The sequence below is a fragment of the Exiguobacterium sp. s80 genome, from assembly GCF_018618725.1.
Lineage (GTDB): Bacteria > Bacillota > Bacilli > Exiguobacteriales > Exiguobacteriaceae > Exiguobacterium_A > Exiguobacterium_A oxidotolerans.
Genome location: NZ_JACSMP010000006.1, coordinates 61,161 through 75,398 on the forward strand (window position 1 = coordinate 61,161; position 14,238 = coordinate 75,398).

At 51.2% G+C, this 14,238-nt stretch carries 11 protein-coding genes; 3 read left to right on the forward strand and 8 right to left on the reverse strand.

The window, feature by feature from the left end:
- Window positions 1-12: 12 nt before the first annotated feature.
- From KNP94_RS11450 to KNP94_RS11460, 3 genes are read left to right on the forward strand one after another with little or no spacing between them, the layout of a single operon-like run.
- On the forward strand, window positions 13-1,218 hold the full coding sequence (locus tag KNP94_RS11450; RefSeq protein WP_215115677.1) for a dihydrolipoamide acetyltransferase family protein: 1,206 nt from the start codon (window positions 13-15) through the stop codon (window positions 1,216-1,218).
- The gene (locus tag KNP94_RS11455; RefSeq protein WP_214770446.1) at window positions 1,219-2,622 is read left to right on the forward strand and encodes a dihydrolipoyl dehydrogenase family protein; all 1,404 of its coding nucleotides are present in this window, start codon (window positions 1,219-1,221) and stop codon (window positions 2,620-2,622) included.
- Window positions 2,623-2,655: 33 nt separating this feature from the next.
- A complete protein-coding gene (locus KNP94_RS11460) occupies window positions 2,656-3,171 on the forward strand; it encodes a methylated-DNA--[protein]-cysteine S-methyltransferase (protein ID WP_214770443.1) in 516 nt (171 codons plus the stop codon).
- 409 nt (window positions 3,172-3,580) lie between these two features.
- On the opposite strand, the gene KNP94_RS11465 is transcribed toward KNP94_RS11460, so the two are convergent.
- From KNP94_RS11465 to KNP94_RS11500, 8 genes are read right to left on the reverse strand one after another with little or no spacing between them, the layout of a single operon-like run.
- Entirely contained in the window at window positions 3,581-4,603 is a 1,023-nt protein-coding gene (locus tag KNP94_RS11465) for an aldose epimerase family protein (protein WP_215115678.1), read from the reverse strand.
- The gene (gene galT, locus KNP94_RS11470; protein ID WP_214803373.1) at window positions 4,600-6,096 is read right to left on the reverse strand and encodes a UDP-glucose--hexose-1-phosphate uridylyltransferase; all 1,497 of its coding nucleotides are present in this window, start codon (window positions 6,094-6,096) and stop codon (window positions 4,600-4,602) included. The genes KNP94_RS11465 and galT overlap by 4 nt, the downstream gene beginning before the upstream one ends.
- Before the next feature lie 31 nt (window positions 6,097-6,127).
- Window positions 6,128-7,120, reverse strand: coding sequence for a UDP-glucose 4-epimerase GalE (gene galE / locus KNP94_RS11475; RefSeq protein WP_088836201.1), 993 nt, complete (start codon window positions 7,118-7,120; stop codon window positions 6,128-6,130).
- Between the two features lies 1 nt (window position 7,121).
- The gene (locus KNP94_RS11480) at window positions 7,122-8,294 is read right to left on the reverse strand and encodes a galactokinase (RefSeq protein ID WP_214805531.1); all 1,173 of its coding nucleotides are present in this window, start codon (window positions 8,292-8,294) and stop codon (window positions 7,122-7,124) included.
- A complete protein-coding gene (locus KNP94_RS11485; protein ID WP_214770436.1) occupies window positions 8,291-10,423 on the reverse strand; it encodes an alpha-galactosidase in 2,133 nt (710 codons plus the stop codon). The genes KNP94_RS11480 and KNP94_RS11485 overlap by 4 nt, the downstream gene beginning before the upstream one ends.
- A 12-nt stretch (window positions 10,424-10,435) precedes the next feature.
- A complete protein-coding gene (locus tag KNP94_RS11490) occupies window positions 10,436-12,421 on the reverse strand; it encodes a beta-galactosidase (protein WP_215115679.1) in 1,986 nt (661 codons plus the stop codon).
- Window positions 12,422-12,448: 27 nt separating this feature from the next.
- A complete protein-coding gene (locus tag KNP94_RS11495) occupies window positions 12,449-13,234 on the reverse strand; it encodes a carbohydrate ABC transporter permease (protein WP_088836197.1) in 786 nt (261 codons plus the stop codon).
- A 13-nt stretch (window positions 13,235-13,247) separates the two neighbouring features.
- Window positions 13,248-14,210 (reverse strand): carbohydrate ABC transporter permease, encoded by a 963-nt coding sequence (locus KNP94_RS11500; protein WP_088836196.1) that lies wholly within the window; start codon window positions 14,208-14,210, stop codon window positions 13,248-13,250.
- Between the last annotated feature and the right edge of the window lie 28 nt (window positions 14,211-14,238).

The window sequence follows — 14,238 nt, forward strand, 5'->3', positions numbered from 1 at the left end:
GGAGCTGAGTTTATGACTGAAGTGAAACTACATGATGTCGGAGAAGGCATGACGGAAGGTGAAATCGCCCATTATCTCGTCAAAATCGGTGATCATGTGACGCTTGATCAACCGGTTGTCGAAGTGTCGACCGATAAAATGGTCGCTGAACTACCGGCACCGATTTCCGGCGTCATCAAAGACATCTTAATTCCGGTCGGCCAGACCGTCACTGTCGGAACGACACTCCTCCTGATTGAATCCGGTGACGAGGAAGCGGCAACACGTGAAACCGTCACCGAGCCATCGCGTCCTGTCGTGAACGCGCGAACACCGCTTGCCATACAGACGCGCCGTGTCCTCGCGACACCGTACACACGAAAAATCGCTCGCGATCACGGAATTGATATCGAACAAGTACCCGCATCGGACCCATCCGGACGCGTTTCGGAAGAGGATGTTCTGCAGTTCGTCACAAGTCGAGAATCCGCGTCACCTGTCCGGCCTGAAGCCGTCACGGCTCCTGAAGCGGTCACACCGCCAGCTACTCCGACGACGTTACCGTTTCGCGGGATCCGCAAACAGATTGCGAAGAAGATGACGCAATCGCTCTTTACGATTCCTCATGTCACGCACTTTGAAGAAATCGACATGACTCGTCTCCTCGCGCTGCGGGCAGAACTAAAAGCGAACGGGACACCGATCAGTGTCAACGCCTTCTTCGTCAAGGCACTTGTCGTTGCCTTAAAAGACTTCCCGGTCTTCAATGCCAAACTGGATGAAGCCAATGATCAAATCATTTTAGAGCAGGAGTACCATATCGGCATCGCGACGGAAACGGAAGACGGCTTAATCGTCCCTGTCGTCCGTCAAGCCGACCAGCTCTCACTCCGCCTGCTACATGAACAACTCGCCGGACTGCACACACGGGCGAAAACAAACGAGTTGCGGGCGGGCGACTTAAAAGCGAGCACGTTTACGATGAGTAATGTCGGACCGCTCGGTAGTACCGGTGCGACGCCCATCATCAACTATCCGGAGACCGCCCTGATCGCTTTTCATAAAACAAAAAAACGGGCTTGCGTCGATGAAAACGATCAAATCGTCGTCCGCTCGATGATGAACGTCTCGATGTCGTTTGATCACCGTGTCGCGGACGGAGCGACGGCCGTCGCCTTTACGAATCGCTTCGCCGGTCTGATTGAACAACCGACTACTTTATTAATGGAGTTGATTTAAATGGTCGTAGGAGAACTGACACAAGAGCGTGACCTCCTCATTCTCGGGGGTGGACCGGCTGGTTACACAGCTGCGATTCGGGCGAAACAGCTTGGACGCAACGTCACATTAATTGAACGGGAACGACTCGGTGGAACATGCTTGAACGTCGGATGTATCCCGTCGAAAGTATTGGCGCATGCTGCGCAGGAGCGGACACGTCTCTCACACTTGACGGCACTCGGCTTTTCCATCGAAACGACACATGATTTCGGCCAGTTAGCAAGCTACCGTGACCAAGTCGTGACGAAGCTGCGCCAAGGCGTCGAAGCGCTATGTAAAGCTAACGATATTGAATACGTGACCGGGTCTGCGTCCTTCCTCTCAGACGACCGGATTGGTGTCGAACACGGACATCAGTTCGATACGTATCGTTTTCAGGATGTCGTGATCGCAACCGGCAGCCACAGCATCCGTGAAGAATCATCCGTTCTCTTGAACGCGGAACAACTGTATCAATTACAAGAGTTACCGGACAGTCTGATTATCATCGGGAACGATTATATCGCGATTGAAGCAGCGATGAGTTTTCAAGCACTCGGGACAGATGTGACGTTGATTGCTGACGGATTCGAGTTCGACACAAGTCTCGAAAAAGAATTGAAGCGGACGTTCAAAAAACAAAAAATCACACTTGTCAGTGGCACTGTGACGACGATTACACCGACAGATACTCACGTCGACGTCACAATCGTCAAGGCTGAACAAGAAAAAACTGTCCAGGCCAGTTACCTCTTCCAGTCGTTGCCACGCGTAGCCAATACACTTGATTTAGGTGTCGATCGGCTTGGTCTGACGTTAAACGAGGATGCAACACTAGTCGTAGATGCGCTTGGTCGAACAAACTTCCCCCATATTTATGCGATTGGGGACGTAACACCTGGTCCGCAACTCGCGACGCGGGCAATCCATGAAGCAAAACGGACGGCGGAACATCTCGGTGGCGCTTCACCTGATACGACGATTCCTTACTTCCCGACAATCATCCGCTCACTTCCGCCAATCGCTTCCATCGGCTTGACGGAACAAGCAGCCACTGAAGGCGGGTTCACGGTGCAAGTCGGACAGTTTCCATTGACGGCAAACGGGGCGAGCAGTATCGATGCGGCCAGCGGTTTTATCAAAGTCGTCTCGGACGCGAAGACATCACTGATTTTAGGCATTCATATGATTGGGGACGGTGCCCTTGAACTCGCCGGTACATGTGCGCTTGCCCTTGAAATGGCTGCGAAACAAGAAGATTTACGTTTTCCGGTCCAAGCACACCCGAGTCGCAATGAAGCCTTGACGGAAGCACTCGAAGCACTGGTCGGACAAGCAATCCATCTTCCACCACGTCAACAGGCTGTCTTCTCGAACACGTAACCACACCACTTGTTTTTGAAGGAGCAATGCCCGATGGAACTTTACTTTACGAAACTTGAATGGGAACACCATTGCTTTCCGATTGCTGCGACGTCGGACGGTCTCTGTTATGTCGGTGCGTTTGACGAACCGTCCGAACTCTTTGAAGACTGGAAACGAAAGCATCTTCCACGGGCTGAAGTCTTAATTGACGATTCAAGAATCAATCCGTACCGGGAGCAACTGCTCGGTTATTTGCAGGGAGAGCGGACGGCCTTTACATTGCCACTTCACCCGATCGGGACACCGTTCCAGCTCGATGTCTGGCAAGCATTGCAAGCTGTTCCATACGGAAACACTACAACGTATTCCGAGATCGCAGCGGCCGTCTCACGCCCTCGTGCCATCCGGGCAGTCGGCACGGCAATCGGGAAAAACCGGTTGCTGTTAGTCATCCCCTGTCACCGGATTGTCGGCAAGAACGGTGATTTGATTGGCTACTGGGGTGGATTGAACATGAAACGCCGCTTGCTTGCCTTAGAGCAAGAAGTCAGTCCGAATACGATGTAATCGAAAACCCGAGCGACTCCGTTTTCTAACAAGAAACGGAACGCTCGGGTTTTCACGTAGACACGGCGTTCATTACGTCGTGGTTGATGAACAATCAGCCTTTTGTTCATATGTTTTTCTCGGTTGAGGCATGAGTCATCGAGATTAACACAAAATGAAATGGAGACAAGCTAAAGGTCAACGATCAAGCGGTTGTTGATTCTCATGCGAGACTTCGCTTTCCACGGGCGGAAGGCGAGCCTCCTTGTCACTTACGTTCCTCGGGGGTCTCACCTATTCCGCTGTTCCCGCAGGAGTCTCCGTCTCGCATGAGAATCAACGGATGACACCTGCTTCAGCATGTTCTTCATCAAAAGAATATAAAGATGAACAGCGGATGACTCAAACGAGGGACGTCACCCCTCCGATATCAGTTTACATTATTGATCCCAAACCGATATGTCGTCTCCCACTGGTACGTCGCACCCTGTTCGATGAGAATCGATGGAAAACGGGATTCATTGACAGCATTCGGATGAACTTGTGCCTCAAGGCAAAGACCAAGTGACGGACGGGACGGGACACCGCGAACCGTATAGTCGGTCAAAAGTTGTGTTCCCGTATATAAGACGACGACCGGCTGATTCGTCGTCATCTGTAACGTTCGTCCTGATACCGGATCCATGAGTTGCGCTCTCCCTTCGTCTAAGACGAACGGATGATCATAACCGTTCCCGGCATTGACCGTCTCCTCACTTTCCGATTCAGCGCCACTGCGAATCGACCGCCCTGTCCGGAAATCAAGGACCGTTCCGTCGACCGCACGGAATTCACCCGTCGGTAGCAGATCGGATCCGAGCGGTAGATAGGTCGAACTCGGTAACGTCAACTGATGATCCAGAATATCGCGTTGTAAGTTCCCGGACAGGTTCCAGTACGTATGATTCGTCACGTTCAATGGTGTCGTCTGATCCGTCGTTGCTTCAATCGACAACGTCAATGCTGTACCGTTTAGCCGGTAGATGACATCCACCGTCACGTCCCCGGGATACCCTTCGCAACCATCCGGACTGAGCGTCCGTAAGTGCAACAGCTGTTCCGTTGCTTCGATGACATCAAAGAAGACTTGATCGAAGCCGTGCGTGCCGCCATGTAAGTGATTCGTTCCGTCATTTGCCGCAAGGTGATAGGTTTGTTCAGCAATTGAAAAGCGGGCTTGCCCAATCCGTCCGGCGACCCGGCCGACGATTGCTCCGAAATACGGCGAATGTTCTTTGTACGCGGCCAGTGTATCGAAGCCGAGCACCACACTCTCCATCTTGCCCGAGCGATCTTTGACCCGGACGTCATTGATGATGCCACCGTAATTCCATATCTCGACTTCCATGTCCGGTTGCATCAAGCGGTGCCGAACGAGTCGCGCGTCTTCTGTTTGATGTGTCTCGTACGTCATCGCCGGTCACCTGTCACTTGATGTGTCACCGTCTGCAGGAACCGGTTAAGTCCCGCCTGCCCTGCCTCCGTCTGTTTGAAGACACCGCAGTCTTCGAGTCCACGGACGAATTTTTCGGCCACCGCTTGTTCGACGTAAGCTGTGACCGGTTGACCGGTGTACTGTTGCTTCAACGATTCTGCCCAAGTCCGGTGTACCGGCAAGACGTCCGTCGTTTCACCGACGATGAACTGTTCGACCTGCTTTAGTTCTTCAAGCAACCGGGCTGGTAAGACCGCAAGTCCCATCACTTCAATCAAGCCGATGTTTTCACGTTTGATGTGGTGGATGTCCGCGTGCGTATGGAAAATGCCATCCGGATGTTCGACAGAGGTCCGGTTGTTTCGTAAGACAAGATCGAGTTCATAGACGCCGTTTCGCATCCGGGCAATCGGTGTCACCGTGTTATGCCGGACGCCGTCTGTCATCGCAATGATTTCCTGCTCCGCGTCACTATACGTCAACCAGGCTGTATACACATCATCGGCAGCAGCGAGTAACTGGTGACGATCAGGGCTACTCAAGCGGATAACGCTGAGCGGCCAGTGTAACGTTTGCCCACTGACATCCGGTTGTTGCGGCAAGTCGAACCGGCTTTGGATCGTTGCTCGGTCCATCGCGAACTCATAACGCCCGCCTTGGTAATGATCGTGCGTCAAAATCGAACCGCCGACGATTGGTAAATCAGCATTTGACCCTGCAAAATAATGCGGGAATTGATCGACGAACTCCAGTAATCGTTCAAAGGCGTCGCGGTTGATTACCATATCGCGATGCGCCTGCGACAAAATGATGCTATGTTCGTTGTAGTAAACGTATGGCGAATACTGCAATGCCCAATCCTCACCTTGGAGTGTCAACGGAACGATCCGGTGGTTCGCCCGAGCCGGATGATTGCTGCGTCCGGCATAACCGACGTTCTCGACACAAAGCAAACACGTTGGATAGGTCGATGCTGCAACAGGTTCTGTCCGGGCTGCCGCAATTTCGCGTGGATCTTTTTCCGGTTTCGATAAGTTGATTGTAATATCAATTTCCCCGTAAACCGTCGCTGCCTTGTACTGGATGTTTTTCGCAATCCGTTTCGTCTGGATATAATTGCTCGCCTGACTGAGTTGATAGAAATAATCCGTTGCGTGCACCGGATTTTCTTTGTAGAGCTGATTGAACGTCGTCGTGATCGTCGAAGGACGATCGACGAACACATCCATTAATTCAGCTGCGAAACGTTCTTTTTCATCGAGTCGTGCTGCAAGCCGTCCGGACGCAATCATTTCTTCCACCAGCGCCTCGAGGATGTCTGGAATCGGTTCCGCTGTAACAGTCCCTGGATCGGTATAATCCGCCTGACCGACAAGCGCAAGAATTCGATTACGCGCATAGATTTCATCTTCTGCGTCAATCAGATGTTCAGCAATCGCTTGCTCAATCAATCGTTTGATGTGTTCATTCATCGCCTTCACTCTCCTCAATCCATTCTCTCTCTTATGTTGTCTGATAGCCGTTCGGACGGCGTTCGTGCCAGTTCCAGGCATCACGGATGATTTGGTCGATGTCCGTCCGACGCGGTGACCAGTCGAGAACACGTTTTGCTTTTTCTGATCCTGCGATTAACGTACTCGGATCACCGGCACGTCTTGCGACGACTTGTTCCGGAATCGGGTGCCCCGTCACCCGGCGCGCCGCCTCGATGATTTCGCGGACGGAAAATCCGTTGCTCGAACCGAGGTTAAAGACATCACTCGTGTGTCCTTGTTGTAAGTAATCGAGTGCGAGAATATGGGCATCAATCAAATCTTCGACATGAATGTAATCCCGGATGCATGTCCCGTCTGGCGTCGCGTAGTCATCTCCATAAATCGAGATGACAGACCGCTGATTGTTTGCGACTTCAAGGACAAGTGGAACAAGGTGTGTCTCTGGTGTATGGTCCTCTCCGACTTCTCCTGTCGCGCGTGCTCCAGCGACGTTGAAGTAACGTAACGCCACATAACGAAGACCATGTGCTTGTTCGCACCATTTCATCATCTTCTCCATCATCAATTTCGTTTCACCGTACGTATTCGTCGGGTTCGTCATTGCCGTCTCGAGAATCGGCATCGTTTCTTGCTCACCGTATGTCGCAGCCGTCGAAGAGAAGACGATTTGTTTGATATCATGTGCGACCATTGCCTCGAGTAAGACTTCCGTTCCGTAGACGTTATTGTTGAAGTATTTTAATGGTTGTTCCATCGACTCCCCGACCAACGAAAAGGCAGCGAAATGAACGACTTGTTCAATCGTCTCTTTTGTAAAGACACGGTCAAGGAACGACCGGTCGCGAATATCTCCTTCGTATAAACGGGCTTGCGGATGGACCGCCTTTTTGTGACCTGCCTGTAAATGATCAATGACGACGACGTCTTTTCCAGCATCAATCAACTGATAGACCGCATGGGAGCCGATATAGCCGGCCCCACCGACAACTAGTACTGCCATATTAGATGACCTCCCGTTCGACTTCACGCGCTCCGTCTCCGACAGTCGCCGTGTAGAACGTTGCCGGATAACCGATCCGGCTTTCATAGCGTTGTCCGACGGCATCGATGAATCGGTCGACTGTTGACGTTTCAACGATTGCAATCGCACAGCCACCAAAGCCGGCTCCTGTCATCCGTGCCCCAAGGACACCCGGTTGCGCCCAAGCCGCTTCGACCAACGCGTCGAGTTCTTGCCCTGTCACTTCATAATCGTGTTGGAGTGACCGGTGCGACGCATTCATCAATTCTCCGAATTCCTCGAGTTGCCCTGCTTGTAGTGCTTCCAAGGCTTGTAACGTCCGCTCATTTTCAGAAATGGCATGGCGTGCCCGGCGCATCAAGCGTTCGTCGTCGAGTGTGACGGTTTCGAATTCTGCCATCGACCAATCTCCGAGCGTTGCATACGGCCGGACTTGCTGTAACTGTTCGAGCACCTGTTCACACTCCGCACGTCGCTCGTTGTATTTTGAATCGGCGAGTTCACGCCGCTTGTTCGTGTTCATGATGATGATCGTATAGCCCGTCAAGTCGAGCGGTGCATACGTGTAATCAAGCGTTTGGCAGTCAAGGAGTAATCCTGACCCTGCCTGTCCCATCCCGATCGCAAATTGATCCATGATGCCACTGTTGACGCCGATGTAGTGATTTTCGACCTGCTGACCGAACTTCACAAGTTCGACCCGGTCGAGATCCAATTCATATAAACGCTCGAGCATGACACCGATGACGAGTTCGAGTGAAGCAGACGAAGACAACCCTGCTCCGTTCGGAATATCCCCTTTAATCAAGACGTCAAATCCTGACGTGATGGCGTACCCGGCTTCCCGGAGGATGTGCACCATTCCTTTGGCATAATTCGTCCAACCGTCTTGCGGATTATGGGCCAAGTCGTCTAATCCGACTTCGATGATGCCGTCTGCTTCGAAGTTGAGTGAATAGAAACGACACGTTGCATCATCCCGTTTTCGGGCAATCGCATGCGTCCCGAGCGTCAAGGCACATGGAAACACATGACCTCCGTTATAGTCCGTATGCTCTCCAATCAAATTGATACGCCCTGGCGCAAAAAAGCGATGTGTCGCCTGTACATCGAATTGCTCTTCAAAGATTTGTTCTAACGTCTGGTCGGTCATGCGATCGGCTCCTTTTGCTCAATTTGTCTCAATTGATAGATGGGTTGAATTCGTAAACAACGTGCTTCATAGTCCGTCGAATAAGAGAAGTTCAGTCCTTGGTTCATCAAGTAAGCACCGCTCACCTGGCGATCTTCCACTTGATAGAGTCTACTTGCATCTAATCCCGTCAGTTTAAAGCTGTACTGGTGAATGCCATGCTTACGCATCGGTGCAACCGCCAAAATGACTGTCTCAGTTTCAGACGTATACTGCATGATGCTCGCTGTCGTTTGTGAGAATGGACTGAGGCGGTATTGACGTCCGTGCTGAACTGTCGGCCGAATCGTCTTGTATGTCTCAATCCATCCTTTCGCTTCCGCGAGTTCACTTGCCGTCCACTCACTTAAGTTTCCACCGATGCCGAGCGTCCCTTGCATCGAAGAGACGAACCGCGTCGCAAGCGGTAAGTTCCGCCCATTCAACCAGTTCGGACCATCCGTCACCCAGCAACTCATCATTTTTGCATTATAGGCAAACGAGAAGTCATGTTGAATCGTCAACCGGTCAAGCGGGTCCGTGTTGTCACTCGTCCAGACTTGTTCCGTCCGCTCTAAAATCCCGAGATCAATCCGACCTCCGCCACCGGCACACGCTTCGAAGTCGACCGTCGGATGCCCGAGTCGTAGCTCGTCGAAGATTCGATATAAGGCATCGACGTGACGCTTCCAAAGTTCTTTTTGCGCGTCCGGCGTTTGCGACGGGACACCCGGCTCAGAGAATGCCCGATTCATGTCCCACTTGATGTAGTCGATTTCGTGCGACGTCAATAATTCATCCATCATGTCATAAACAAAACGTTCGACTTCCGGTAAACCGAGGTTCAAGACGAACTGGTTTCTCGATGTCGTCCGGACAGCACCCGGAGCATGATAAATCCAGTCCGGATGTGCGCGATATAAATCGGAGTCCGGATTGACCATCTCCGGCTCGACCCAAAGACCGAACTGCATGTTTTTTCCCTTCACATACTCAATCAAAGGGGTCAGACCGTTCGGAAACTTCTTCCGATTGACGACCCAGTCGCCTAATCCCGCTTGATCGGAGTGACGTTCACCGAACCAGCCGTCATCGACGACGAATAGTTCACATCCGATGTCCGCTGCTTGATTGACGAGTGCCCGTTGTCCCTGTTCCGTCACATCGAAATACGTCGCTTCCCATGAGTTATAGAGGACCGGTCGAACGTTTTCACGGTCAGACGCCGGCATGATCACGTGACGCTGGAAGTCATGCGCGCGCGCACTCATTCCGGCGAAGCCGTCCGGAGTATAGCCGATATAAAAGACCGGTGTTATTAGACGTTGTTCAGCGTCAAGCGTCCAGCTGAAGTCAAATCCATTCATCCCACCCGATAGTTGGACGAACCCGAAGGCATCTTGTTCAGCGTGAATCGACCAGTTGCCCGAATAGGCAAAATGGCCGTAAATGACTTCGCCCGTCGTCTCTGTCGCATTGTGTTCAAGCGCGAACCAGGGATTTGCCTGGTGACTCGTCACACCGCGTCGACTTTCAATCGTCTTGCGTCCTGCTGTCAGCGGCGTGATTTGTTTTTGGAATTCGCCCGTCCATGTCCCGGCATAATGATGGAAGTTGAGCGTCGGACGATTTAAAAGTCCCATCGCGAACGACTGCGCCGTCGTCAAACGGACAGGTCTTTCTCCTGCGTTTTCGACGATGAGCGAGCGCCCGATCATATCGTATGCCGCGAAAAGTTCATACCGTACCCCGACGCGCAAATCTTGGAGGGGATCGTGGAGCCATAAGACAAGTGCCGTATCCGACAGCTCTGCTTGCTCGAAAGAAAATTGACTGATTCTTGCTCCGTCTGCCCGTTCTGATTTTAACGTCGGTTCTGTATAGACCATCTCACCGAACGGGATAAAGTCGTACGTCGCGACGCCGTCTGGCGATTCGAATGAACTGTGGGCAAGAACCGCACTCGGTAACGCCGCATAATCTGCTCGATACGGAAGTCGTGCCCCGAAATACGTATGAACGAGCTTCCCATTCGCTCCGATTGTCACGACATGCGCGACATCTTGTCCTTCAATCACGAATCGGTGTTTCGATACTTCAAAGATTGCCATGGTCCTACCTCCTTACGTCGTCAGAATCAGTGTCGCAAGCGGTGCGAGTGTCACTGTTCCACTGTATGTCTCTTGCGTCGTCAGCTCCTGATATGTTCCGTCAAGCGTGACTTGTTTCGTTTCTTTTGTGTCATGGTTCATCAGGAAGACGAAATCGCGTGTTTCCCCGTGACGGCGAACGACTTCGACCTGGTCCGGCACTTCAAGCGTCTCGATTCCTGCTTCTTCAAAGGCTTGCGCGTAAATCGTATCGATCATCGCGTCATCGATCGACGCTCCGATGTACGTGATTGTTCCTTTGTATTGATTTCGCGTGACGGCTGCGACACCATCGTAAAATGTATCGCGATAAACGGCGAGCGGCTCTGCCGTCGTCGGTGTAATGAGATCGCACCAGAGGCGTGCCATCGACGATTGTCCGTCAAGTCCCTCGACACGGTTTTGCTGGACCGCTTGAAGGGATTCATATTCATCGATTTCAATGCCGGCATACGTGGCAAACTTCCCGGGAAGTGTTTTCGGGATGACATTGTTATGCGGATCCTTGACACCTGTCCGGTACGTAAAGATGACGTGCCCCCCTTGTTCCATGTAATCAATCAATGCTTGATCGAACGTCGGGTTCGTCAGGAAGTACAGCGGCACGATAATCAGTTTGTAGCCATCAAGTGCATCGCCCGGGAAAACGATGTCCGTCGCAACCTGCTTGCGGACAGCCCCGCCGTAAAAACGGACGAACTCGGTCCGGAAATCAAATGCATCGCTGTGTGGTTGATGCGTCCAGGCCCAAACGTTTTCCTGATCAAAATAGACACCGACATCCGCTCGGTACGTACTGGCATTGATCTCGTCGCCGAACGTATTCAGTTCCGTCATGATCTGTTTGACTTCAGCAAATTTCCGTTTCGGTTTCCCGTCGTGGTCGATGATGCCGTGGCAAAATTCTTCCGTCCCGAACAAGGCTGCCCGGAAGCGGAAATAGACGATCGCTTCCGCGCCGCGTGCAACGGCTTGATACGTCCAGAGGCGAATATGACCCGGGCGTGGTAAGTATCCGATTTTGCTCCACCCCTGTGCGCCACTGAGCTGTTCCATGACCCAGAAACCTTTGCCCTGTTTCGACGACCGGCAGAGATCGTGATCGCTCGCCATCTTCTCAAAACGGTTTGGTTCCGGTAACCCGCCCCAGACGGGATAGTTATCAAATGAGACATAGTCAAGATCTTGCGCCATCTGTTGTTGATTCACAGCCATATCGCTGTAGACGAGGTTATGTGTGATAAAGGCATCCGGATGGATACGTTCCCGTAAGACATCGACTTGCAGCTTGTTGTAATAGTTATAGCCGTCGGCACAAAATCGGTCGAAATCGACGAGCAGGGCTGGACTATGCTCTTGGTAAACTTTACGCGGGACGGGAATTTGTTCCCACGCCGTATAGGTTTGACTCCAAAAGACCGTTCCCCATGTCTCGTTTAACACGTCAAGCGTGCCATACCGCTTCTTGAGCCAGACCTGGAAAGCGGCCCGGTCGATAGCACTGTAAGAGCGGTCCGACTTTTCATGACCGTACTCATTATCTGTCTGCCAACCGATGACACGCGGATGTTGCCCGTACCGTTTCGCCATTTCCGTCGTAATCGCGACGGAAAACTTTTGATAGGTCTCACTGTGAACCGTGTAGTGACGACGCGCACCAAAGCTGATCGTCACACCGTTTTCGTCGACCGGTAAAATTTCCGGATACTTATGACACATCCAGGCGGGTGGTGTTGCCGTCGGTGTACCGAGGACGATATCGAAGCCCGCGTCACTGAGGCGTGCGACGACGTCATCCCAAAAGTCGAAGTCATAAACCCCTTCTTCCGGTTCCATCATCGTCCACGCAAATTCTGCAATCCGGACGACGTTGACCCCCAGTTCTTTCATCAAACGAAAATCTTCCTCCCACAATTCACGTGGTGTTTGTTCCGGATAATAATCGACTCCTAAATACATGTTGCTCCCCCTGACTCAAAAAACAAATTATTTTACTGCACCGGCCGTCATTCCTTTTTGGAAGAAACGTTGGAAGAAGATATAGAAGACCATTGTCGGTAAACTGATTAACACAAGTGAGGCATAGATTTTACCTGGATCGCCGCCGAGTGCATCTTTGAAGAAACTCGGTGCCATCGTGACTGTCTGGTAAGCGGGATCGGTCATGAACGTCAAGACCATCAAGTATTCGTTCCACGAGTTGAGGAACGCATAGATTAATGCTGTCGCAAGTGCCGGTTTCGCGAGTGGCAACATGACTTTGAAGAAGACTTCTAAAATTGTCGCACCGTCGATATAGGCCGCTTCCATCAGTTCGTTCGGCAATTCGTCAAAGTACCCTTTGATGAGCATCAAGCCGAACGGGAGGAAAAATGCAACTTCTGCCCCAATCAATCCCCAATGATTGTTCAGTCCGTCAAATGAACGGAGCGTAAAGAACAAAGGGACGATCATCGAAGCAACCGGTAACATTAAACCGGCGAGGACCATATTGAACATGAGACGCTTTCCTGCGAACTCTAGCTTTGAAAAAGCGAACGCTGCAAACGCAAGAATCGTGATTGAGATGATGATCATGAAGAAAGCAACAAAGAAACTGTTGAAGACGAACGTTGGGAAATTCGGGTTTTGTAACGTCGCGATATAGTTCTCAAATCCATTGACACGTAAGCTTTCCTTGAACATGACAAAGATCGGGAACAGCCAGACGATTGAAGCTAAGGCAAGGACAAGGTTGATCATCCAACGACTCTTTTTAGATTCTACATTCATGGTACGTTCCTCCTTAGTTATCCATTTTCTTTTGTATCCGTAATTGGAAATACGTGATCAGCAACGCGATTGTAAGTAGCACGATGGCGACAGCACTCGAGTAGCCGACTTCCTGTTGGAGCATTGATTTTCGGAATAAGTAGGTCGAGATAAATTCTGTGGACGATCCCGGCCCACCGGCAGTCGTGATCCAGACTAAGTCAAATGTCTTCAGTCCACCGATGACACCGAGGATCGATAACGTGAAGGTCGTGCCCTTTAAGTTCGGGAACACAATGCTCCAAAGGGTCCGGAAGAAACCAGCTCCATCAATTTTCGCAGCTTCGAAAATTTCTTTTTCAATCGTCAACATCGCCATGTAGTACATGACCATCGACGACCCTGTCCACTGGAAGATATTGATGGCGATGACGGAATAAAGCGCGATATCCGGATCGCCGAGCCAATTCTGCTCGAGACTCCCAAGACCGATTGCACGTAAGAATTCGTTGATGTAGCCAAATTGGAAATCATAAATTTGTGTGAAAGCTGCCCCAAGGACGACCGGACTCAAAACGACCGGGAAGAAGAAGACCGATTTCATCGCAGTCCGCAGCGGTCCTTGTGTATGCAGGAAGTACGCGAGAACAAGTCCGATTCCAGCCTGGATTGTGACCGTCAAGACGGTGAAGATGAAGGTGTTTTTGAGCGAAAGATAAAAGTCCGGATCTCCGAACATTTCCGCATAGTTTGAAAGCCCGACAAACGCTTTATCAAACGAAATCCCGTCCCATGAGAAAAACGAGTTATAGGCATTGTAGAAAATCCCGTAGTAGATGAAACTGACGACGAAAAGGACGATTGGTGCGACAAATGCCCAACCGACCATATTTTGTTTCATCTTGCCTTTTTTTCTTGGAGCAGGTGAACGTGTCGCTGCTGGTTTTAACGGCTCTGCTTTTGGTTTAATCGGCAATTCCTGACGCTCTGTCTGCATGTTGATTCCTCACTTTCCTCTTTTCCAA